Below are 21,103 nucleotides of genomic sequence, written 5' to 3'. Positions count from 1 at the left end.
TGCAACGCGTTTGCGCAGCAGTTGCACACCCGTCAGCATAGAGGCTGTGACCACCGTTCCGCTTCCCGAGATCATCGCCATCGGCGAGACGATGGTGCTCGTGGTGCCCGCCCTCGCCGAGCCGCTCGTCGAGGCCCGCGACTTCCACCTCGACGCCGGGGGCGCCGAGTCGAACGTCGCCTCGCACCTGGCCGCCCTCGGCCATGCCGCGGCCTGGGCCGGGCGGGTCGGCGACGACGCCCTCGGGCGACGCCTCGTCGCCCAGATCGCGGGCCGCGGGGTCGACACCCGCTACGTCGAGCGCGACGCCCAGGCGCCGACCGGGCTCTACGTCAAGGACCCGGGCAACGGCGTGCAGTACTTCCGGGCCGGCTCCGCCGCCTCGAGGATGACGCCCGAGTTCTTCGCCGCGCTCCCGCTCGACGGCGTGCGCGTCGTGCACCTCAGCGGCATCACCGCGGCGCTGTCCGCCTCGTGCGACGCGATGCTCGACACGGCGCTCGAACGGGTCGCTTCGAGCGACGCGCTGCTGAGCTTCGACGTGAACCACCGGGCGGTGCTGTGGCCCGGCGAGCCGTCGGCCGCGCTCGCGGCCGCCGCCGCGCGCCTCCGCGAGCTCGCGTCCCGAGCCGACCTCGCCTTCGTCGGACTCGACGAGGCCGAACGGCTCTGGGGCACGGCGACGCCCGCCGAGGTGCGGGCGCTCCTGCCCGAGCCCGAGCGGCTCGTCGTGAAGGACGGCGACGTCGGGGCGACCGAGTTCGCGCGCGGCGCCGACGGCGTCGACGTCGCCGAGCACGTCGCCGCGCATCGCGTCGAGGTCGTCGAGGTCGTCGGCGCCGGCGACGCGTTCGCCGCCGGGTACCTGGGCGCGCTCCTCGACGGGCGCGGCTCCGCCGAGCGGCTGCGGGCCGGGCACGACCGCGCGGTGCTCGTGCTGGGCGAGACCAGCGACTTCCCGCGCGAGCTGCCCGTCCCGTGACCCGAAGGCGGCCGCGCTCGCGGCCGCGCTCGTGACCCGATCCCGCCCCGACCCCGCGCACCAGCGAAAGGCCCCGTGATGACCATGATCGACAACGCCGCATTCGACACCCTCCTCGCGGGCCGGCCGCTGATGGCGATCTTCCGCGGCCTCGGCGTCGACCGCAGCCTCGCGCTCGCCAGGCAGGCCTGGGAGCTCGGCATCGACGTGGTCGAGCTCCCGATCCAGTCGGCCGACGACGTCGACGCGCTCGCCGCCGTCGCCGAGGCCGGTCGCGCCGAGGGCCGGATCGTCGGCGCGGGCACCGTCGTCTCGCCGCGGCACGTCGAGCAGGCCGTCGCCGCGGGCGCGGCGTTCACCGTCAGCCCCGGATTCGACGAGGCCGTCGTGCGCGCCTCCTTCGACGCCGGCCTGCCGCCGCTGCCGGGCGTCGCGACCGCCAGCGAGGTGCAGCAGGCGATGTCGCTCGGGCTCACGTGGCTGAAGGCCTTCCCCGCGTCGCTCCTCGGCCCGGCGTGGTTCGGCGCGATGGCCGGCCCGTTCCCCGGGGCGCGTTTCGTCGCCACGGGCGGCATGGATGCCTCGAACGCGGGCGAGTTCCTCGCCCGCGGCGTGCGCACGGTCGCCGTCGGCTCCGCCCTCGAGGACCCGGCGCAGCTGCCGGCGCTCGCGGCGCTGCTGGCCGGGCGGTAGTCCGCGCACCCCGCGCGGGCGCCGCTCGCGAGCGAGGTCCACGCGATTCGTCGAGTGGCGATGTCGGCGCGCGAACGTGTCGATCCTGCGTCGGGTTCGCCGCCACCCTCGCGGTGCGGAGCCGCGCGCACCGAACGGGTCATCGGCGCGCTCGCGGCTGACGCGTACGGCATGGCCGCGCGCGAGCGCGCAGGCATCCGATTCGATTAACTGTAAATCTTCTTTCCGGATTGTTTCCTTTCTGTTAGGGTCGTTTCCAGTAACGCCGGGACGACTTCTGCACCATGCGGCGTCACTGCACTTTCCACGCAATGAGGCAACGAAAGGAACGACGGAACGATGATTCGAACCAGACGCTCGCTGGTCGCGGTGCTCGCAGCCGGAGCAGCCGCGGTCACGATCGCACTCGCAGGCTGCGCGCCGTCCGACTCGGGCGGAGGCGACACCGCCGTGCTCCGGGTCTGGGCCGGCAGCGCGACGCCCATCAACAACAACTTCAACCCGTTCGCGGTCGACACCGCCGTGCACGCGACGTACGGCGCGATCTACGAGCCCCTGTTCTTCTTCAACCAGCTGTCGGCCGACGCGCCCGTCGGGCTCATCGGCGAGAGCTACGAGTACAGCGCGGACGGCAAGACCCTCACGATCACGATCAAGGCCGACCAGCAGTGGAACGACGGCGAGCCCCTCACCGCCGAGGACGTCGCGTTCACCTTCACCTACGGCTCGAACGTCGACGAGCAGCTCGTCTCGTCGGAGGCGGTCGACGACACGACCGTCGTGCTCACCTACAGCGAGCCGAAGTTCACGGCCGCCTCGCTCATCCTCGGCTCCACCTGGATCGTGCCGAAGCACGTCTGGGAGGGCATCGAGGACTTCATGGGCGAGACGAACCCCCAGCCGGTCGGCTCCGGTCCGTACAAGCTGAAGGCGTTCACCGAGGCCGCGTACACGGTCGAGGCGAACGAGCTGTTCCGCGACGGCGCCCCCGCGGTGGAGCAGGTGCAGTACCTGGGCCTCGACTCGAACCAGTCGGCGCAGGACCTGCTCACGACCGGCAAGATCGACTGGGTCGGGCAGTTCATCGCGAACCCCGACGCCGTCACGTCCGGGGGCGACATCGCGACGCTCAACGAGCAGCAGGACCCGACCGTGCTCATCACGTGCTCGAACGCCGAGCTCGGCTGCGCCGGCCCGCAGACCGACCCCGCCGTGCGCCAGGCGATCAACATCGCCATCGACCGCGCGACGATCCGCGAGAAGGCCTTCGCCGGGCTCGCCGGCGAGTCGACGCCGTCGTTCACGCTGCAGCCCCGCGACGAGCAGTGGCTCTCCGACCCGGCCCTCGCGACGAGCCCGCAGGAGGCCGACGCCGCCGGAGCGGGCGAGATCCTCGAGGCTGCCGGCTACACGAAGGACGCCGACGGCTTCTACGGCAAGGATGGCACGGCGATCGAGATCGACCTCTTCTCGCCCGACGGGTGGACCGACTACAACGACGCGGCCAAGCTCATCTCCGAGCAGGCGGCCGACGCCGGCATCCGGATCAACGCGCGCACCGTCTCGGACGCCGAGTACTGGACCCCGATCTCAGCCGGCGACTACCAGATGGCCATGTACGGCCTCACCCAGTCGCTCGTGGCCGACCCGTACTCGAACTACAGCGAGTACTTCGACGGCAAGTCGACGGCTCCCGTCGGCGAGGACCCGCTCGCCGGGCAGAACTACTCGCGGTACTCGAACCCCGTCGTCGACGAGGCCGTGCTCGCCGCCGGCTCGACCGAGGACGTCGCGACCAAGCAGGCCGCGTACGCCGCGATCCAGTCGGAGATCGCCCGCGACCTGCCGTACATCCCGGTGGTGCTGAACGCCTCGCAGGCCTTCTTCAACACGGCGAAGTTCAGCGGCTGGCCGAGCGAGTCGGACCTCTACGCCGCGCCCCTGCCCTACCTGTCGGCGGCGTCGGCGGTCGTGCTCACGCACCTCGAGCCCGTCGAGAAGTAGGCCGACCGTGACGTCCCCGCTCCGCGCCCGAGAGGAGGCGAGCTGATGTTCTACATCCGTCGCATCGTGTTCTACCTCGTCACCTTCTGGGCCGCGATCTCGTTGAACTTCCTGCTGCCCCGGCTGCTGCCGGGCGATCCCGCCGCGATCATGCTCGGCAAGCTCCGCCGGGCGAACGGCGGCCGTCCCCTCTCCGAGGAGACGGTGGAGGCGATCCGGTCGATCCTCGGCGCGGAGCAGGGGATGTCGCTGTGGGACCAGTACCGGGCGTACTGGGGACGCCTGCTCCAAGGCGACCTGGGCGTCTCCTCGACGCGGTACCCGGCCTCGGTCGCCGACCTCATCGCGAGCGCGCTGCCGTGGACGGTGATCCTCGTCGGAACCGCGACGGTCATCTCGTTCGTGATCGGCATCGTGGCCGGCGCGTGGGTGGGCTGGAAGCGGGGCACCTGGCTGGACCATCTCGTGCCCGTCACGACCGTCTTCCAGTCCATCCCGTACTTCTGGCTCGCACTCGTGCTCGTCGCGGTCTTCTCGGTGCAGCTCGGCCTGCTGCCGATCATCGGCGGCTACGACGTGTTCGAGTTCCCGGCGGGCCCCGAGTGGAGCTGGGCCTTCTTCGCGAGCGCCGTGCAGCACGCCATCCTGCCCGCGATCACGATCGTGATCTCGTCGGTGGGCGGCTGGCTCCTCGGCATGCGCAACATGATGGTCTCCACGATGTCGGAGGACTACGTCGTCACCGCGGAGGCGAAGGGGCTGAAGCCGCGCCGCATCCGCGGCCGGTACGCCTCGCGCAACGCCATGATCCCGAGCCTCGCCGGCTTCGGCATCGCACTCGGGTTCGTGGTCGCCGGCTCGATCGTGATGGAGCAGGTGTTCAGCTACCCCGGCATCGGCAAGCTCATGATCCAGGCGGTCCAGGGGCTCGACTACGCGCTCATGCAGGGCGTGTTCCTCGTGATCACGCTCACGGTGCTCGTGGCGAACTTCGCGATGGACCTCGTGTACGGCTTCATCGACCCGAGAGCGAGGCACAATGGCTGACCCGCAGACCACCGAACGGCTCACCGACACCCCGACCGAGTCGCCGGCGACGGCCGCCGCCGTCCGGGCCGTGGCGCGCGACCTCGCCGCCCAGGAGGCCTTCGACGCGGCGACGACGACCGCCGCGGTCGCGGCCTCGCGCGGTCGCCGGCGCGGCAGCTGGGCCCACCTGCTGCCGCGGCGCTCGGCCAAGCTCGTCGTCGGCCTCACGATCGTCGGCGCGATCGTGGCGTTCGGCCTCTTCGGCCCGCTCATCGCGCAGCCGCCGCGCGACTCCGACAACCCGGCCCTGCTGCCGCCGAGCCCCGAGCACTGGCTGGGCACGACGAAGCTCGGCTACGACGTGTTCTCGCAGCTCGCCTGGGGCACCCAGGGGTCGCTCTTCATCGGCATCGTCGCGGGCGTCGTCTCGCTCGTGCTCGCCATCGTGTTCGGCGTGCTCGCCGGGTACTTCGGCGGCTGGGCCGACGAGATCCTCACCCTGTTCACGAACATCATCCTCGTGATCCCCGGCCTGCCCGTGGCGATGGTGATCGCCGCGTACGTGCAGGGCGCGGAGGGCCTGGGACCGCTCGCCCGCAGCTCGCTGCTGGTGGCACTCGTGCTCGGCATCACGAGCTGGGCGGGGGCCGCGGTGGTGCTGCGCGCCCAGTCGAAGTCGCTGCGCACCCGCGAGTACGTCGCCGCGGCACGGGTCGCCGGCGAGGGGCCGATGCGGGTCATCTTCGTCGAGATCCTGCCGAACCTCGTGCCGCTGCTCGCCGCCCAGTTCATCTTCGGCATCATCTTCGCGGTGCTCGGCGAGGCGGGGCTCTCGTATCTCGGCCTCGGGCCGACGGGGTCGATCACCCTCGGCACGATGCTCAACGACGCCCAGACCGGCCAGGCCGTCGGCAGCGGCGCGTGGTGGTGGTTCGTGCCGCCGGGCGCCATGATCGCCCTGCTCGGTGCGGGGCTCGCGCTCATCAACTTCGCGATCGACGAGGTCGTGAACCCGAAGCTGCGCCTCGCGCCGCAGGCGGCGCGACGCCAACGCCGCGCCGCGAAGGCCGGGCGCGGCGTCGCCGATGCGGGAGCGTTCGCATGAACCGCGCCGAGCCCGTGCTGACCGCCCGCGGCGTGTCGATCGAGTACGAGGTCGATCCGCCCGTCAAGGCCGTGCGCAACGCCTCGCTGACGCTGCATCGCGGCGAGATCCTCGGGCTCGCGGGCGAGTCGGGGTGCGGCAAGACGACGCTCGCCTACGGACTGAACCGGCTGCTCAAGGCCCCGGCGCTCATGACCTCGGGCGAGGTCGTGCTGCACGACGTCGACGGCGACCTCGACGTGGTGGGACTCTCCGGCGAGGCGCTGCGCACGTTCCGGTGGAGCAAGGTGTCGATGGTGTTCCAGGGGTCGATGAACTCCCTGAATCCCGTCATGACTGTGCGCGCCCAGCTGCACGACGTCTTCACGACGCACCGTCCCGGCCTACGGCGCGCCGAGCGCGATGCGCGCAGCGCCGAGCTGCTCCAGCTCGTCGGCGTCGACCCCTCGCGGCTCTCCGCGTACCCGCACGAGCTGTCGGGCGGCATGCGCCAGCGCGTCATGATCGCGATGGCGCTCGCCCTCGACCCGCAGGTCATGATCATGGACGAGCCCACGACCGCGCTCGACGTGGTCGTGCAGCGCGGGATCATCCGCGAGATCATGCGCCTGCGCGAGCGGCTCGGCTTCGCCGTGATCTTCATCACGCACGACCTGCCGCTGCTCATCGAGATCAGCGACCGCATCGCGGTGATGCTCGAGGGCGAGATCGTCGAGCAGGGCGAGGCGGCCGACATCTACCGCGACCCGCAGCACCCGTACACGAGGCGACTGCTCGCGAGCTTCCCGAGCCTGCGCGGCGACCGGGGCGACTTCGTGCGCCGGGGCGCGGGGACGTCGGCCGCGGTCGCCGCGGCCGCGGCCGCGGCCGCGACCGCGACAACGACCGAGACCGACCCGGCCGCAGGAGGTGCCGCATGACCCGCATCGACCACCTCGACGGCCCCGAGCGGCTCGAGGCCCGCAACCTCGTGAAGGACTACCGGCTGCGCCGCGGCGTGACCTTCACGACGCTCAACGCGGTGAAGGACGTGTCGTTCACCCTCGAGCCCGGTCGCACGGTGGCCCTCGTCGGCGAGAGCGGCTCGGGCAAGTCGACGATCGCCCGCATGCTCGCGAAGCTCGAGACGCCGACCTCCGGCTCGGTGCTGCTCGACGGCCGGCCCACGGCCGGACGCGGCGCGGGCCTCGCGCGCTACCGCCGACAGGTGCAGATGGTCTTCCAGGATCCGTTCGCCTCGCTCAACCCGTTCCACACGATCCTCCATCACGTCGAGCGGCCGGTTCGGGTACACCATCCCGCACTCTCGGCCGCCGAGGCCCGGGATCGGGCGCACGAGCTCCTCGAGCGGGTCAGGCTGTCGCCGGCCGAGACATTCGCCGACCGACGCCCGCACGAGCTCTCGGGCGGCCAGCGACAGCGGGTGGCGATCGCGCGGGCCCTCGCGCCCGGCGCCCGGTTCATCGTCGCCGACGAGCCGGTCTCGATGCTCGACGTCTCGATCCGGCTCGGGGTGCTGAACCTGCTGGCCGAGCTCCAGCGCGAGTCGCAGCTCGGCGTGCTCTACATCACGCACGACCTCGCGACCGCCCGGCACTTCTCCGACGAGATCCTCGTGATGCACCGGGGAGAGATCGTCGAACGCGGGCCGTCGGACGAGGTCATCCTGCATCCGCAGCACGAGTACACGACGACGCTGCTCGACGCGGCCGCCGATCCCGAGCGGCTCGGCGTGCTCCGCGACGAGGTCAGGAACGGGGGGTGATCCATCATTTCGGCAAGAAACCTTGAAGATAGAGTGAGTCGAGCCGGGCCGGAGGTCGCGGCCGACGCGACCGGCACGGTCGACGGGATCGACGGGGGAGGGGCGGCGCCGATGAACCAGATCGATCCGGGCACGCCCACCTGGCTGCGCGCCCACAACGACCGCACGGCATTCCGCCTCCTGCTCGAGCACGGGCCGCTCACCCGGGCGCAGCTCGGCGAGCTCTCGGGCATGTCGAAGCCGACCGCCGCGCAGATGATCACCAGGCTCGAGCGCGTCGAGCTCATCCACGCGGTCGGCGAGGTCTCGGGCGGGCGTGGGCCGAACGCCGTGAGCTACGGCGTGCGCACCGATCGGCTGACGGGCGTCGCGATCAGCGTGCTCGCCGACACGATCGAGGCGGTCGTCGTCGACGCCTCCGACGCGCCGCATCCCGTCGTCGAGACCCCGACCGCCGCATCCGGGCGGACGCCCGAGGGCGACGTGTCGGGAGCGATCGCGGCGGCGTGCCGCGCGGCCGGCGTTCCGGTCGAGACCGTCGGCCTGGCGGCGATCGGCGTGCAGGCGGCGTTCGACGCCGACGGCGACGAGCTGTCCTTCACCGACACGCTGCCCGGCTGGCCGCAGCAGGGCGCGCGGGCGCGACTCGAGGGGGCGCTCGGCCACACCGTGCTCATCGAGAACGACGTGAACCTCGCGGCGATGGCCGAGCGCGCCGGCGGCGTCGCGACCGACGTCGCGAGCTTCGTCCTCTTCTGGATGGGCGACGGCCTGGGCGTGGGCATCGACCTCGGCGGCACCGTCCATCGTGGCGCGACCGGCGGCGCCGGCGAGATCGGGTACCTCGAGGTCGCGCGCGGGGCCGAGTCCATCGCCCCCGACGCGCACGACCTCACCGACCTGCTCGGCGGCCCTGCGGTCGCGCGGATGCTCGGCGCGGCACCGGGCACCCGGCTCGCCGACGCACTGCCCGGCCTCGCGGCCGATCGGGCGGCCCTGGCCCGGCTCGCGGACCGCGCGGTGATCGCGATCGCCCCGCTGCTCGCGGTGATCGATCCCGCCATGGTCGTGCTCGGCGGACCGACCGCCCGCGAGGGCGGCACGGCGCTCGCCGAACTCGTCGCCGCGCGCATCGACTCGGGCGCCCACCCGCGGCTCGTCGTCCGCACGAGCGGCACCGACGATCACCCGGTGCTGCTCGGCGCACGCCAGCTGCTCGTCGACCGCATCCGAGACCGCCTCGAGGACGCCATCACGACCGCGGCCTGACGCCGCGCCGCATCGACGCACCCGCTCGGCTTGCGACGCCGGCGCCCAGGAGGCCCTCGCCGTCCGGCGTTGCCCCGACCCTTCCCACGCTCTCACTCCCCATGACCGGAGGACCCATGAAACTCGCCATCGTCGGCGGCGGCTCGACCTACACCCCAGAACTCATCGACGGGTTCGCGCGCCTGCGCGAGACCCTCCCGCTCGAGGAGGTGCGCCTCGTCGATCCCGACGAGTCGCGGCTCGCGCTCGTCGCAGGGATGTCGCGGCGCATGCTCGCCCACGCCGGCCACGCCGCCCGGGTGGTCGGCACGACCGACCTCGTCGCGGGCGTCGCCGACGCCGACGCGGTGCTCGTCCAGCTCAGGGTCGGCGGGCAGCACGCTCGTCACGCCGACGAGACCTGGCCGCACGAGGTCGGCTGCGTCGGGCAGGAGACGACCGGCCCGGGCGGGCTCGCGAAGGCGCTGCGCACCGTGCCCGTCGTGCTGCGCATCGCCGAGGCGGTGCGCCGGCATGCGAAGCCCGACGCCTGGATCGTCGACTTCACGAACCCCGTCGGCATCGTGACCCGCGCGCTGCTCGAGGCGGGGCACCGCGCCGTCGGGCTCTGCAACGTCGCCATCGGGTTCCAGCGCCGATACGCGTCGCTCTACGGCGTGGAGCATGATCGCGTGCACCTCGGACACGTCGGGCTCAACCACCTCACATGGGAGCGCAGCGTCACGATCGACGGACGCGATCGGCTGCCCGAGCTCCTCGCGGACCGGCTCGGCGACCTCGCCGACGAGGTGCACCTCGCACCCGCGTTGCTCACCCAGCTCGGCGTCGTGCCCTCGTACTACCTGCGCTACTACTACGCGCACGACGAGGTGCTGCGCGAGCAGCTGGCCGAACCGAGCCGCGCCGAGGCGGTGCAGGCGATCGAGCGCGAGCTGCTCGAGCTCTACGCCGACGACTCCCAGCACGAGAAGCCCGCCGCCCTCGAGGGTCGCGGCGGGGCGTTCTACTCCGAGGCCGCGATCGAGCTGCTCGCCGCGATGCAGGGCGGTGCCGACCGGGCGCGCGTGGTGAACCTCCGCAACGACGGGGTGCTGCCGTTCCTGCCGGATGACCACGTGATCGAGGTGCCGGCCGTGTTCCGCGACGGGGGATTCGTCGCGGAACCGGTCGCGCCGCTCGCCGACGACCTCGCGGGACTCGTCTCGGCGGTCGCGGGCTACGAGCGGCTCGCGCTCGACGCGGCCGTGCACGGCGGGCGGGAGCGGGTGCTGCGCGCGATGCGGGCGCATCCGCTCGTGCTGCAGCACGACCGGGCCGAGCGGTTGACCGACCTCCTCCTGGCCGAGAACGCGCGATTCCTGGAGTGGGCGTGATCGCCGTGGGCGTGCCCGCCGCGGGCGCCCCGGTCGTCGTCGCGGTCGACGGGGGCGGCTCGAAGACCGACGTCGTCGCGCTCGAGCTCGACGGCCGGGTCGTCGCGCACCGGCGCGGGCCGGGCTCGAGCCCGCACTTCGAGGGGCTCGACGCCTCGGTGGCCGTCGTCGACGCGCTCGTGCGATCCGTCGCGGGAGCGCGGCCGGTGGCCCACGCGGGCCTCTACCTCTCGGGCCTCGACCTGCCGATCGAGATCGAGCGGTACGAGGCCGCCGTCGCCGGGCGCGACTGGGTCGCCGCCTCGCTGACGGTCGACAACGACCTGTACGCGCTGCTCCGTGCGGGCACCGACGAGTCCGACGCCGTCGCGATCGTGTGCGGCACGGGGGTGAACGCGATCGGGCTGCGCGCCGACGGCGCCGAGGTGCGGTTCCCGTCGCTCGGCCCGCTCTCCGGCGATTGGGGCGGCGGGTCGGGGCTCGGTGAGGCCGTGCTCTGGCATGCCGCGCGCGCCGTCGACGGCCGTGGTCCCGCGACGGCGCTGGTCGGGGAGATCGAGCGGCGCCTCGGCGTGGGCTCGGTCGGCGAGCTCATCGAGGGCCTGCACTTCGGCGATCGGGATGCCTCGGAGCTGATCGCGCTCGCCCCAGCGGTGTTCGAGGCGGCCAGGGCGGGCGACGCCGTCGCGATCGGGCTCGTCGACCGCCAGGCGACGGAGCTCTCGGCCTTCGCCCGAGCCTGCCTCACGCGCCTCGGGCTGCTCGATCGCGCAGTGCCGGTCGTGCTCGGCGGCGGCATCGCGCGATCGGGCGACGAGCGCCTGCTCCGAGGCATCCGCTCGGATCTCGCGGCGGCCGCGCCGCTCGCGCGCGTGACGGTCGTCGACGAGGCGCCCATCGTCGGGGCCGCGCTGCTCGCCCTCGCCGCGGCGGGTGCCGACGACGTCGCGCTCGCCCGCGCGCGCTCCGCGGTCTCGTCCGTGACCGCCCCCGAGGTGGCCCTCCTCGACGCCTGACGCCGTCGCGGTCGTCGGTGACACCCGGATGACGGCGGATGACGGCGCGGGCGCCGGGGCGTACGCTCGCCCCATGGGCATCCCGCAGCGGTTCTCTCTCGTGACCCTCGGTGTCGCCGACGTCGAGGCGGCCACCGCGTTCTACCACCGGCTGGGCTGGCGCGAAGCTCGTTCGTCCGTGGCCGGCGAGATCACCTTCTTCGCCACCCCGGGCGGGGTCGTCGCACTCTGGGAGACGGCCGAGCTCGCGAAGGACGCGGCGCTGCCGACGTTCCACGCGAACGCACCCGGCTTCCGGGCGGTGGCGCTGGCGATCAACCTCGGCTCGCGCGAGGAGGTCGACGACGCCGTCGGCGACTGGGTGCTCGCGGGCGGGTCGATCGCGAAGGCGGCGGCGGAGACCGAGTGGGGCGGCTACAGCGGCTACGTCGCCGACCTCGACGGCAACCTCTGGGAGCTCGCGCACAACCCCGGGTGGCCGCTCGACGAGCGCGGCCTGCCGCAGCTGGCCTGACGAACGGGCGTGCGCGGGGGGCGTGCGGGAAATGGCCCGGTCAAGGGCACCCTCGAACCCCAACTACACTCGAACGTGTGAATTCAGAGGAAACCGTCGACGTCGTGCTGATCGGCGGGGGCATCATGAGCGCGACGCTCGGCTCCCTCATCTCCCAGTTGCAGCCCGACTGGACGATCCGCGTCTACGAGCGCCTGGGCGAGGTCGCGCAGGAGTCCTCCAACGCGTGGAACAACGCGGGCACCGGCCACGCGGCGCTGTGCGAGCTCAACTACATGCCCGAGAACGCCGACGGCACCGTGAGCGCAGCCAAGGCGGTCTCGATCAACGAGCAGTTCCAGATCAGCCGGCAGTACTGGGCGTACCTCGTCGAGCACGGGGCCCTGCCCGAGCCGCACAACTTCATCAACTCGACCCCGCACATGACCTTCGTGCGCGGCAAGGCGAACATCGAGTACCTGCAGAAGCGCGTCGCCGCACTGAAGGACGAGCCCCTCTTCCCCGACCTCGAGTACACCGAGGACCTCGAGCGCATCGCCGAGTGGACCCCGCTCCTCGCGAAGAAGCGCCACCCGAAGGCGCGCGTCGCCGCGACCCGCATCGAGGCGGGCACCGACGTCGACTTCGGCGCGCTCACGAAGTACCTCATGGCCGACATGGCCGAGCGCGGCGCGTCGATCCAGACGAACCATCACGTCACCGGCCTCAAGCGGCTGAAGAACGGCACCTGGCGCCTGCGGCTGCGCCACACCGTCGGCAACACCCCGAAGACGGTGCACGCGCGCTTCGTCTTCGTCGGCGCGGGCGGCGGCGCCCTCGCCCTGCTGCAGCACTCGGGCATCCCCGAGATCAAGGGCTTCGGCGGCTTCCCGATCTCCGGCCAGTTTCTGCGCACCACCAACCCGAAGATCGTCGCCCAGCACCAGGCCAAGGTCTACGGCAAGGCCGCCGTCGGGGCGCCCCCGATGTCGGTGCCGCACCTCGACACCCGCGTCGTCGACGGTGAGACCGCCCTGCTCTTCGGGCCCTACGCCGGCTTCACGCCGAAGTTCCTGAAGACGAGCACCTGGTTCGACCTGCCCTTCTCGATCCGCCTGCACAACCTCGGCCCGATGATCCAGGTCGGCCTCAAGAACTTCGACCTCGTGAAGTACCTCGTCGGCGAGCTCATGGCGAACCGCGAGAAGAAGATGAAGGCGCTCCGCGAGTTCATGCCCACGGCCAAGACCGAGGACTGGGAGCTCATCACGGCCGGCCAGCGCGTCCAGGTCATGAAGAAGGACCCGGAGAAGGGCGGCATCCTGCAGTTCGGCACCGAGGTCATCACGGGCGCCGACGGCACGATCGCGGGCCTGCTCGGCGCCTCGCCGGGCGCTTCGACGGCCGCGCCGATCATGCTCGACGTGCTGTCGCGCTGCTTCCCCGACCGCATGGCCGACTGGGAGCCGAAGCTCCGCGAGATGATCCCGAGCTACGGCACCGAGCTCTCCGCCGACCCGGTCGCCGCCGAGGCGTCGCTGAAGGCGACCGCGGAGGTGCTCGGCCTCACGGCCTGACACCGCCTCGCTCGAGAAGCGGAGCGGAGCGAGCGCTTCGACGACGCTCCGGCGGAGGGCGCCCGTTTGCGCAGGCGACGCGCGCCCTGCTATGGTCGTGCACGCTATGAAGTGAGCACACCCCCTCGTCCCGCGCCTGAGGCGCCGTTGACGTCGGGTGTGCACACGGTCCTGATCGACCCGTGCTGATCGCGACAGCGGTCTCGTGCACCCGCGTCCGGCAACGCCCGGCGGGATCCACTCCGCTCCCGAACGGTCGCCGCATCCGCGGCCGGCGCGCGGGCCGAGGCGCCGTCGAGGCCGCCCCGGCACCGCCGGTGCACCGGACGGACCGCGTCGTCGCCGTGGCATCCGGCGGCCGTTCGGGAGCTCTCGCGAAGGGCGGACCCCTTGGCTGTACACCTCTCCTATTCGAACCACCTCCGGGCCGACGGACTCTCGGTCTCCTACCCCGACCGGCGCGTCTTCGCCGACCTCGGCTTCGCGGTCGCCCCGGGCGACCGACTCGGCCTCATCGGCGAGAACGGCGTCGGCAAGTCGACGCTGCTGCGCCTCATCGCCGCCGACCACGGCGCGGATGCCTCGGGCGCGGAGCCGCTCGACCGCGCCGAGGTCGCCGGGCGGATCACGCGCCCGCGCCGCACCGGCCTGCTCTCGCAGGAGCTGCCGTTCGCGCCCGACGCTCGCGTCGACCTCGTGCTCGAGGCGGCGCTCGCCGAGGTGCGCGCCATCGAGCGCGAGCTCGACGACGCCGCCGCCGCGCTCGGTGCGGGACCCTCGACGGGCGACCGGCACGCCGAGCCCGCAGAGGCCTGGGCCGACGCTGCCGCGTCGCGCTACGCGGCCGCACTCGACGCGGCCGAACGGGCCGAGGTCTGGACCGCCGAGGCCCGGCGCGACGAACTGCTCGACGGGCTCGGCGTCGCCGGGCTCGGGCTCGGGCGGCGCATCGACGAGCTGTCGGGCGGCCAGCGCTCGCGGTTCGCCCTCGCGGCCCTCCTCCTCTCGGCGCCCGATGCGCTGCTGCTCGACGAGCCCACCAACCACCTCGACGACGACGCGGCCGAGTTCCTCGAGGGGCGCCTGCGCGCCTTCGCCGGACCGGTCGTGTTCGCGAGCCACGACCGGGCGTTCCTCGATCGGGCGGCGACGGGCCTGCTCGACCTCGATCCCGGGCGCCAGGGGGCGCTCGCGGCGTCGGCGTCGGCGTCGGCCGGCGGGGCGGCTTCCGCGGGCGCAGGGGCGCGGGGCGGCACGCTCGGCGGCACCGTCTTCGGCGGCGGGTTCAGCGAGTTCCTCGACGTGAAGGCCGAGGAGCGATCGCGCTGGCAGCGCCAGTACGACGACGAGCAGGACGAGCTGCGGCGCCTGCGGGCCTCGATCGGCGGGTCGGCGCGCAACGTCTCGCACGGGCGCGCGGCGACCGACAACGACAAGTTCCTCAAGTACTTCAAGGGCGAGAACGTCGAGCGTTCGATCGCACGCCGGGTGCGCAACGCCGAGCAGCGACTCGCGACGCTCGAGCGCGAGCAGCTCCGCCGGCCGCCGGCGCCGCTCGAGTTCGCCGGCATCCCGTCGGGATCGCATGCGTTCGACGCGTCCGCGGGGCTCCTCGTCCAACTCGACGACGTCGAGGTCGAGGGCCGGCTCCGGCTCGAGCGCCTCCAGCTCGAGCCGCTCTCGCGCATGCTCGTGACGGGGGCGAACGGGGCAGGGAAGTCGACGCTCCTCGGGGTGCTCGCCGGCGCCGTCGCCGCCGATCGCGGCGTCGTGCAGCGGCGCAAGGGGCTGCGCGTGCAGCTGCTCGAGCAGGATGTCCGCTTCGCCGACCCCGATGCGACGCCGCGGGCGACGTACGAGCGGGTGCTCGGCGAGCGTCGCGCGGAGCAGGTGCCGCTCTCGGGGCTCGGCCTGCTCGCTCCACGCGACCTCGACCGGCCCGTCGGGGCGCTCTCGGTCGGGCAGCAGCGCCGGCTCGCGCTCGCCCTGGTGCTCGCGCGGCCGCCGCACGTGTTCCTCCTCGACGAGCCGACGAACCACCTGTCGCTTGCGCTCGCGACCGAGCTCGAGGAAGCGCTCGGCGGCTATCCGGGTGCGGTCGTCATCGCGAGCCACGACCGCTGGCTGCGGCGGCGGTGGGCGGGAGAGCGGCTCGAGCTGCGGTCGGGCACCGCGGTGTCCGCCGCGGTCGCCGGGTGAGTCGACGGATGCCCCGGGGTCGCGCCCGGGGCATCCGTCGCCGCCGACCCGCCCACGGTTCGCTTGCGCGAGATTCGAAAGTATGTTCGAATGAACGAGTGCGGTGGAGCGGGCAGGAGCTGGGGGTCGACCAGGTCGACGCGCTGCCCGGTCTCGCCCGGCTCAACAACCTCGTGCGCTCGGTGCAGACGCCCGAGTTCGCCGGGGTCACCTTCCACGAGGTGCTCGCGAAGTCGGCGCTGAACCGGGTTCCCGGCCAGTCGATGATGCCCTTCGGGTGGACGATCAACCCCTATCGGGGCTGCAGCCACGCCTGCCTGTACTGCTTCGCGCGCCCGACGCACGAGTACCTCGACCTCGACGCGGGCGACGACTTCGATCGGCAGATCATCGTGAAGGTGAACGTCGCCGAGGTGCTCCGACGCGAGCTCGTCCGGCCGTCGTGGCGGCACGAGCCCGTCGCGCTCGGCACGAACACCGATCCCTACCAGCGGGCCGAGGGCCGTTACGAGCTCATGCCCGGCATCATCGAGGCGCTCACCACGAGCGGCACGCCGTTCAGCATCCTCACGAAGGGCACGCTGCTGCGTCGCGATCTTCCGCTCATCGCCTCCGCCGCCGAGCACGTGCCGGTCGACCTCGCGATGTCGATCGCGATCCACGACCACGAGCTCCAGCAGTCGCTCGAACCGGGCACGCCCTCGACCAAGGCGCGGCTGGCGACCGTGACGGCCGTTCGCGAGGCCGGGCTCGACTGCGCCGTGTTCCTGATGCCCGTGCTGCCGTACCTCACCGACACGCGTGCGCATCTCGACGAGGCGCTGCGGCAGGTGAAGGCCGCCGGGGCCACGAGCGTGCTCTACGCCGCGCTGCACCTGCGCGGTGCGGTGAAGCCGTGGTTCATGCAGTGGCTCGAGCGCGAACACCCCGAGCTCGTGCCGAAGTACCGTTCGATGTACTACGGCAACAACGCCTACGCACCGAAGGAGTACCGGCAGTGGCTCGGCCGGCGGCTGCATCCGCTGATCCGCGCGCGCGGTCTCGAGCGCGGCATCGAAGACCCGGTCACGGGCGGTATCCGGTCGAAGTCCCCACCCGGCGACCGGTGGTCCCGTCCGGGGCCGAACGCGCGACCGACGGTCGCGGGCAACGGTCGCGGGTCCGGCTCCGTCGGGTCGACGCCGAGGCTCGAGCTGCCGCCCGAACTGGGCGCGATCGCCGACCCCGCCGCCCTGTTCTGACCCCCGTCCCGAGCGAGACGGCGCGGCCGAGTGCGTGAAGATGCGCGAAATCCCGCCGAACTGAGATAATTCGCTGAGTCCGATCGGCTCGCGAAGATCGGGCGCTGCTCGCGAGTGGAGGTTCACGATGAGCCTGGGGTTGCCGGGGCACCTCGCGCGCGACAGCCTGAGTCGAGCACTCGCCTTCGCCGGGCACTGCGCCGCGTTCGCGTGCCTCGCGATCACGATCGTCGTGAGCGTCCTCGTCGCCACCGTCGGCGAGCGCCCGAACGCGTGGACGGGTGCCGCGCTCGCGGCGGTGATGGTGCTCGCCCTCGGTGCGGTCGCCCTGTATCCGACCGTCACGCTGACGGTGCTGGCGCTCGTCGTCGGCACCGGGGCGACGATCGCCTTCACGATGCTCGTGATGGAGCCCGGGGGATTCGAATCGACCAACAACGCGGTCCTCGCCCTGCCGAGGATCGCGCTCCTGCTCGTCGGGGGCGCCGGCAGCGGCTCGCTCATCGCGATCGTCTGGGCCACGCTCGGCTACGCGCTCGGCGAGGCGGCCGCGTTCCTCGGCGTCGCCCTCGTCGGCGGCAGCTACGAGCCGAGCACGGCGGCCGCGGCGGCGTTCGGCATCCTGCTCGTGGTGCGGATCTTCGACGGCGTCTCCCGTCGCTCCGACCCCCGTCAGGAGACGGGGCTGCACCGCGCGAGCCAGCAGACCCGTGAGCTCGCCATCCGCCACGACTACGAGCTGCGGGCGACGGCGAGGCTGCACGACACGGCGCTCAGCCACCTCGTCGCGATCGCCGCGGCAGGGTCCGGCACCGTCGACGAGCGCCTGCGCGCCGGCATCCGCCAGGATCTCGGCCTCATCGTCGGGCGCGACTGGGCCATCGACCACTCCGGACAGGCGACGGGGAGCGATCGCAGCGGCCGCCGCCGGCCCGCTCCCGTCCACGGGCCCTCGCCGAACGGCGCGTCCGGCCGCGGCCGGTTCGCGCGCCGCGGCGGCGTCGGCGCGGCCATCCGCACGCGGCCCCTGCCCGAGGCCGCCGAGTCGCGCGCCGCCGGCACCGCGACGCTCGTGCAGGCGTTCGCCGCGGCCGAGAACGCCGGGCTCGACGTCCGCGTCACCGGCGACCCCGAGATCCTGCACGTCCTCGGTCCGGGGCGGGCCGAGGCCCTCGACGCGGCCGTCGCGCAGTGCCTCATCAACGTCGCACGCCACGCCGGCGTCGACGAGGCCGAGCTCGCGCTCGGGCTCGGGGGCGGCGAGGTCACGATCGCGGTGATGGACAGCGGCGTCGGCTTCGACGAGAGCGAGGTGCCCGACGACCGGATCGGGTTGCGCACGTCGATCCGGGCCCGCATCGAGCAGCAGGAGGGCACCGTCCGGCTCTGGTCGACGAAGGGCATCGGCACCACCATCGTGCTGACGGTGCCCGAGGGCGGAGCATGATGCGCCTGACGCAGCAGGAGGCCGATCCGATCGGCGGCATCACCGCGGCGCCGATCGTGGTCATCGGGTCGGCCCTCGCGCTCGGCACCGCGGTCGCGCTCACCTGGGTGCATCGCGCCGAAGTGGGCTCGCCGATCGCGGCGATCATCGCGATCCTCCTGGTCGCTGCCGCCGGAGCGGTCGCCTCGATCTCGGCAGCGCCGTCGCGGGCGCCCTTCACGGCCGAGCGGCTCTGGGTCGTGGTGACCCTCGCCGTCGGCGCGGCGATCGCCGAGTACACCAGCACGGTCGGCTCGAACCGCTACCTCTACGACGACTTCGGCCCGGTCGTGATCGGCATGCTCATCCTCGCGGTGGCGCCGTACTGCACGTGGGTGTCCCTGGCGCTCGCCGGTGTGCTCGCCTCGATCGTGCTGTCGATCCTGGTCGTCGGCGCGTCGAGCTACATCGCGGCGGATGCGCCGGTCGGCGCCCTCGTCGCGGTGAACGCGTCGCCGGTCATCGCGCTCTCCGCCGCCGCGGCGGGGTACGCCTACGCGATCATCGCCGAGACCCTCGCCTGGCAGCGCGAGGCGAACCGGGCGGCGCTCCAGCGCGACAGCGAACTGCGCGCCGGCATCGCGCGCTCCGTGCAGCAGAGCCGGGTCTCGGTGCTCGGTCGCGAGGTGCTGCCGTTCCTCGCCGGCGTCATGACCGCCGAGCGCATCTCGGTCGCCGAAGCCGATCGCGCCCGCGAGCTCGCCGAAGAACTGCGCCGGGCGCTGCGGGCCGGGCTCGAGTCGACGTGGCTCGACGACCTCGCCACCAACCTCCGGCTCGCGCGCGGCATCGAGACGCTCGTGGACGATCCGTCCGGAGCGGCCGACCTGCTCGGCGACGACCAGCGCTCCGCGCTCACCGCGCTCATCACCTGGCTCGCGGAGCCCGGGCGTTCCGAGCGCATCTCGGTCTCCCTCGTGACCGACCTCGACGGCGGCCGGATCGTGATTTCGGCCGTCCCCGCGAGCCGCCCGCCGGCGAAACGCGAGATCGATCGTTTCATCGCTGTGGCGCGCGCCGTTTCCTTGGGTGCCGAATCGGCCTCGACGCGAGAGAATGTACGTGTGGAGCTGAGTTATGTCATCGATTGACGCGGTCCCGGAGCATCGGCACCGGCTCGCGATCCTCGACGACCACAGTCTGATCGTCGACAGTCTCGCGCGGTGGTTCATCGACCGTGCGGTCGACTTCGACGTCGTCGTGACCGCGACCTCGTGGATGGATCTCGTGCGCAGTCCCGAGTTCCCGGTCGACATCGTCCTGATGGACCTCCAGCTGCCCGACGGCGTGTCGATCGAGTCCCGCATCAGGGCCTGCCGCGCCGCGGGCGCCAGGGTCATCGTGGTGACCGCGCTCGACGACGACGACTCGCGCGAGCGCAGCATGGCCGCGGGCGCGGCCGGGTTCGTCTCGAAGACCCTCCCCGCCGAGGTGCTCGTCGACTACGCCCGCCGCGTCATGCGCGGCGAGCGACTTCCGCGGCAGGCCTCCCGGCTCGGCGTCCGACGCACCGGGGAGCCCGGCGTCGGCGGCGCGGTGCCGACGATGTCCGGCGTGCATCTCAGCCCCGCGGAGGAGAAGGCGCTGCGCTACTACGCGCAGGGGCTGAGCACGCTCGAGGTCGGCCAGCGCATGGACGTCGGCTACGAGACCGCGAAGACCTACCTGCGCCGGGTGCGCGAGAAGTACGCGAAGGTCGGCCGCCCGGCGAGCCGCAAGGCGGAGCTCATCCGCCGCGCGGCGGAGGACGGGTTCCTCGAGTAGATGGCGAAACTGTACTTCCGCTACGGCGCGATGAACTCCGGCAAGTCGACGGCATTGCTCCAGGCGGCGTTCAACTACGAGGAGCGCGGGCATCGCGTGCTGCTCGCGAAGCCCGCGATCGACACCAAGGGCGATCGCGACATCGTCTCGCGCCTCGGGGTCGTGCGCGAGGTCGACTTCGTGATCGAGCAGGATGCCCCGGTGCTCGACCGGTTCCAGGGGCACCGCACCCGGGTCATCGAGGAGTCGGGACGCGACGTGAGCTGCCTGCTCGTCGACGAGGCGCAGTTCCTCTCGTCGGAGCAGGTCGACGACCTGCTCCGCATCGCCCTCATCGACGGCATCCCGGTGCTCGCCTACGGCATCCGCACCGACTTCCAGACGGTCGCGTTCCCCGGCAGCCGACGCCTCCTCGAGGTCTCGCACTCGCTCGAGGAGCTGAAGACGATCTGCCGCTGCGGGCGCAAGGCGATCTTCAACGGCCGCAGCGTCGACGGGCGGTACATCTTCGACGGCGACCAGGTCGCGATCGACGGCGTCGAGGTCGAGTACGAGTCGCTCTGCGGCGTCTGCTACCTGCAGGAGTCGGGCGGCGTGCTCAACGGGCGCCACTGACGGGTCGCGTGCGCTCGCCGCGGAACACCACGTGGTGGTAGAGGACGAATCGCGCGACGACGACGATCGCGATGCTCCCGAGGTTCACGACGTTCACCGCGACCGGCCCCGCCTCCCGACCGAGCAGCGCGGAGGCCGCGGCCACACCGGCCCAGACGAGTACGGCGCCGAGCACCGTGCAGAGCGCGTTGACGATCACGAACAGCGTGATCTCGACCGCTCGGCTGTGCCCGCCGCGGTCGCGGAACGTCCACTCCCGGTTGCCGAAGTACGCGTTGACGAGTGCCACGAGCGAGGCGACGATCTTCGCCCACACGACGTCCCAGCCGAGTCCGAGGTAGAGCGCGTTGAAGACGCCGATCTCGATCAGCGTCGAGACGGCGCCGACGGTGAGGAACCGGGCGCCGAGCCCGGCCACGCGGCGCCAGCGGGCTCGGGTCGACATCTCCACTACGCTACTACCCAACGCCCGTGCGGTGAGCGCACGGGCAG

General features: G+C 72.5%; 19 protein-coding genes. 18 read left to right on the top strand and 1 reads right to left on the bottom strand.

Annotated elements, in window-relative coordinates; all coding sequences use genetic code 11:
- Positions 1-46 precede the first annotated feature (46 nt).
- The 18 genes from ACFVSL_RS01435 to ACFVSL_RS01350 all read left to right on the top strand — a co-directional run bounded on the left by ACFVSL_RS01435 (position 47) and on the right by ACFVSL_RS01350 (position 20,611).
- Complete coding sequence (locus ACFVSL_RS01435; protein WP_386937833.1) at positions 47-982, top strand: sugar kinase; 936 nt, start codon at positions 47-49, stop codon at positions 980-982.
- Between the two features lie 78 nt (positions 983-1,060).
- Positions 1,061-1,675, top strand: coding sequence for a bifunctional 4-hydroxy-2-oxoglutarate aldolase/2-dehydro-3-deoxy-phosphogluconate aldolase (locus ACFVSL_RS01430; RefSeq protein WP_386937831.1), 615 nt, complete (start codon positions 1,061-1,063; stop codon positions 1,673-1,675).
- Positions 1,676-2,014: 339 nt separating this feature from the next.
- Positions 2,015-3,679, top strand: a complete 1,665-nt coding sequence (locus ACFVSL_RS01425; RefSeq protein ID WP_386937829.1) for an ABC transporter substrate-binding protein — start codon at positions 2,015-2,017, stop codon at positions 3,677-3,679.
- 42 nt (positions 3,680-3,721) lie between these two features.
- Complete coding sequence (locus ACFVSL_RS01420; RefSeq protein WP_386939299.1) at positions 3,722-4,726, top strand: ABC transporter permease; 1,005 nt, start codon at positions 3,722-3,724, stop codon at positions 4,724-4,726.
- Positions 4,719-5,813 (top strand): ABC transporter permease, encoded by a 1,095-nt coding sequence (locus ACFVSL_RS01415; RefSeq protein ID WP_386937827.1) that lies wholly within the window; start codon positions 4,719-4,721, stop codon positions 5,811-5,813. Before ACFVSL_RS01420 ends, ACFVSL_RS01415 begins: the two co-directional genes overlap by 8 nt.
- Positions 5,810-6,733 (top strand): ABC transporter ATP-binding protein, encoded by a 924-nt coding sequence (locus ACFVSL_RS01410; protein WP_386937825.1) that lies wholly within the window; start codon positions 5,810-5,812, stop codon positions 6,731-6,733. Before ACFVSL_RS01415 ends, ACFVSL_RS01410 begins: the two co-directional genes overlap by 4 nt.
- Positions 6,730-7,578 (top strand): ABC transporter ATP-binding protein, encoded by an 849-nt coding sequence (locus ACFVSL_RS01405; RefSeq protein WP_386937822.1) that lies wholly within the window; start codon positions 6,730-6,732, stop codon positions 7,576-7,578. The genes ACFVSL_RS01410 and ACFVSL_RS01405 overlap by 4 nt, the downstream gene beginning before the upstream one ends.
- 33 nt (positions 7,579-7,611) lie before the next feature.
- Positions 7,612-8,847 (top strand): ROK family protein, encoded by a 1,236-nt coding sequence (locus tag ACFVSL_RS01400; RefSeq protein ID WP_386937820.1) that lies wholly within the window; start codon positions 7,612-7,614, stop codon positions 8,845-8,847.
- A 116-nt stretch (positions 8,848-8,963) separates the two neighbouring features.
- Positions 8,964-10,220, top strand: a complete 1,257-nt coding sequence (locus ACFVSL_RS01395) for a 6-phospho-beta-glucosidase (RefSeq protein WP_386937818.1) — start codon at positions 8,964-8,966, stop codon at positions 10,218-10,220.
- Positions 10,217-11,236, top strand: a complete 1,020-nt coding sequence (locus tag ACFVSL_RS01390; RefSeq protein ID WP_386937816.1) for an N-acetylglucosamine kinase — start codon at positions 10,217-10,219, stop codon at positions 11,234-11,236. Before ACFVSL_RS01395 ends, ACFVSL_RS01390 begins: the two co-directional genes overlap by 4 nt.
- Before the next feature lie 73 nt (positions 11,237-11,309).
- Positions 11,310-11,750: a VOC family protein gene (locus ACFVSL_RS01385; RefSeq protein ID WP_386937814.1), complete on the top strand. Its 441-nt coding sequence runs from the start codon at positions 11,310-11,312 to the stop codon at positions 11,748-11,750.
- 77 nt (positions 11,751-11,827) lie between these two features.
- Positions 11,828-13,306 carry a malate:quinone oxidoreductase gene (locus ACFVSL_RS01380; RefSeq protein WP_386937813.1) on the top strand — a complete coding sequence of 493 codons (1,479 nt, stop codon included), beginning with the start codon at positions 11,828-11,830 and terminating at the stop codon, positions 13,304-13,306.
- A 390-nt stretch (positions 13,307-13,696) separates the two neighbouring features.
- Positions 13,697-15,505 (top strand): ATP-binding cassette domain-containing protein, encoded by a 1,809-nt coding sequence (locus tag ACFVSL_RS01375; RefSeq protein WP_386937812.1) that lies wholly within the window; start codon positions 13,697-13,699, stop codon positions 15,503-15,505.
- A 98-nt stretch (positions 15,506-15,603) separates the two neighbouring features.
- Positions 15,604-16,746, top strand: a complete 1,143-nt coding sequence (locus ACFVSL_RS01370; protein WP_386937811.1) for an Rv2578c family radical SAM protein — start codon at positions 15,604-15,606, stop codon at positions 16,744-16,746.
- 127 nt (positions 16,747-16,873) lie between these two features.
- Entirely contained in the window at positions 16,874-18,193 is a 1,320-nt protein-coding gene (locus ACFVSL_RS01365) for a sensor histidine kinase (protein ID WP_386937810.1), read from the top strand.
- A complete protein-coding gene (locus ACFVSL_RS01360; protein WP_386937808.1) occupies positions 18,190-19,323 on the top strand; it encodes a hypothetical protein in 1,134 nt (377 codons plus the stop codon). The genes ACFVSL_RS01365 and ACFVSL_RS01360 overlap by 4 nt, the downstream gene beginning before the upstream one ends.
- Complete coding sequence (locus ACFVSL_RS01355) at positions 19,310-19,996, top strand: response regulator (RefSeq protein ID WP_386937806.1); 687 nt, start codon at positions 19,310-19,312, stop codon at positions 19,994-19,996. Before ACFVSL_RS01360 ends, ACFVSL_RS01355 begins: the two co-directional genes overlap by 14 nt.
- Positions 19,997-20,611: a thymidine kinase gene (locus tag ACFVSL_RS01350; protein WP_386937805.1), complete on the top strand. Its 615-nt coding sequence runs from the start codon at positions 19,997-19,999 to the stop codon at positions 20,609-20,611. It abuts the gene before it with no gap.
- On the opposite strand, the gene ACFVSL_RS01345 is transcribed toward ACFVSL_RS01350, so the two are convergent.
- A complete protein-coding gene (locus ACFVSL_RS01345; RefSeq protein ID WP_386937803.1) occupies positions 20,595-21,056 on the bottom strand; it encodes a GtrA family protein in 462 nt (153 codons plus the stop codon). The two genes, ACFVSL_RS01350 and ACFVSL_RS01345, sit on opposite strands and share 17 nt — an antisense overlap.
- Positions 21,057-21,103 lie beyond the last annotated feature (47 nt).

It is taken from the genome of Agromyces sp. NPDC058064, assembly GCF_042885275.1.
Classification (GTDB): Bacteria; Actinomycetota; Actinomycetes; order Actinomycetales; family Microbacteriaceae; genus Agromyces.
Note: the sequence above shows the minus strand (reverse complement) of the source record. Positions and strands in the feature narration are given on the sequence as shown.

Excerpts from the sequence above, each read along its gene's own strand:
- ACFVSL_RS01395 (WP_386937818.1), top strand. The coding sequence starts at position 8,964 with ATGAAACTCGCCATCGTCGGCGGCGGCTCGACCTACACCCCAGAACTC.
- ACFVSL_RS01415 (WP_386937827.1), top strand. The coding sequence starts at position 4,719 with ATGGCTGACCCGCAGACCACCGAACGGCTCACCGACACCCCGACCGAG.
- ACFVSL_RS01385 (WP_386937814.1), top strand. The coding sequence starts at position 11,310 with ATGGGCATCCCGCAGCGGTTCTCTCTCGTGACCCTCGGTGTCGCCGAC.
- ACFVSL_RS01430 (WP_386937831.1), top strand. The coding sequence starts at position 1,061 with ATGACCATGATCGACAACGCCGCATTCGACACCCTCCTCGCGGGCCGG.
- ACFVSL_RS01405 (WP_386937822.1), top strand. The coding sequence starts at position 6,730 with ATGACCCGCATCGACCACCTCGACGGCCCCGAGCGGCTCGAGGCCCGC.
- ACFVSL_RS01410 (WP_386937825.1), top strand. The coding sequence starts at position 5,810 with ATGAACCGCGCCGAGCCCGTGCTGACCGCCCGCGGCGTGTCGATCGAG.
- ACFVSL_RS01425 (WP_386937829.1), top strand. The coding sequence starts at position 2,015 with ATGATTCGAACCAGACGCTCGCTGGTCGCGGTGCTCGCAGCCGGAGCA.
- ACFVSL_RS01345 (WP_386937803.1), bottom strand. The coding sequence starts at position 21,056 with ATGTCGACCCGAGCCCGCTGGCGCCGCGTGGCCGGGCTCGGCGCCCGG.
- ACFVSL_RS01355 (WP_386937806.1), top strand. The coding sequence starts at position 19,310 with ATGTCATCGATTGACGCGGTCCCGGAGCATCGGCACCGGCTCGCGATC.
- ACFVSL_RS01365 (WP_386937810.1), top strand. The coding sequence starts at position 16,874 with ATGAGCCTGGGGTTGCCGGGGCACCTCGCGCGCGACAGCCTGAGTCGA.
- ACFVSL_RS01360 (WP_386937808.1), top strand. The coding sequence starts at position 18,190 with ATGATGCGCCTGACGCAGCAGGAGGCCGATCCGATCGGCGGCATCACC.
- ACFVSL_RS01350 (WP_386937805.1), top strand. The coding sequence starts at position 19,997 with ATGGCGAAACTGTACTTCCGCTACGGCGCGATGAACTCCGGCAAGTCG.